Source organism: Rhodoplanes sp. SY1, from assembly GCF_046000175.1.
GTDB lineage: Bacteria > Pseudomonadota > Alphaproteobacteria > Rhizobiales > Xanthobacteraceae > Rhodoplanes.
In genome coordinates this window covers 1-609 of record NZ_JBEOMB010000460.1, presented here as the reverse complement: position 1 = coordinate 609, position 609 = coordinate 1, and the positions used below count along the sequence as shown (strand labels likewise).

At 69.5% G+C, this 609-nt stretch carries 2 protein-coding genes; both read right to left on the bottom strand.

Annotated elements, in window-relative coordinates; genetic code table 11:
• The coding region (locus tag ABTU92_RS30355) for a hypothetical protein (protein WP_408095244.1) at nucleotides 1–257 on the bottom strand (257 nt) is incomplete at its 3' end.
• A partial coding sequence (locus ABTU92_RS30350; RefSeq protein ID WP_408095243.1) for a hypothetical protein occupies nucleotides 187–609 on the bottom strand: 423 nt, incomplete at its 5' end. The genes ABTU92_RS30350 and ABTU92_RS30355, both read right to left, overlap by 71 nt.

The window sequence follows — 609 nt, the reverse complement described above, 5'->3', positions numbered from 1 at the left end:
GCGATCGTCACGGTGTGCATGTCGGCGAGGCCCGGATCCGTGAAGGTCCCCTCGACGGTCACGATGCCGTTCTCGTCGATGGTCACGGTCGAGGGCGCGTAGCCGCTGCCGTCGGCGGGCTGCCGCGCCGGCACGCCGTCGAGGACCAGGCCGCCGGCCTCCGGCCCGACATTGCGCACCGTGATGTCAGTCGTCTTCGTGTCGGCGGCGCCGCGCTCGTCGGCCACCCGCGCCGTGACGGTGTAGCGATCGACCATGTTGTTCGGCGCCGTCGTGTCCTCGTAGACGTGGCTCGCCGTGAAGGTGCGGGTGCGCGTGATCGACGACGGCGACCGAGCCGGTGCCGTCGCCCCAGTCGATCTCGACCACGTGCGTGTCGAGCGTGCCGATGTCAGTCACCCGCCCCGCGATCGTGATCACGTCGTTCTCGTCGATCGCGGTCTCGTCGATGGTGAGGTCGACCAGCACGGGCGCGACGTTCTCGATCGTCAGCGTCGCCCGCGTGGTCGAGGTCGGATCGGCGCCGTCGTCGACCTGCTCGGTGACCGTCACCAGGATCTGGTAGTCGTCCTGGTGGGTGGCGGTCGGATCGTCGTCGAGATAGCGGTG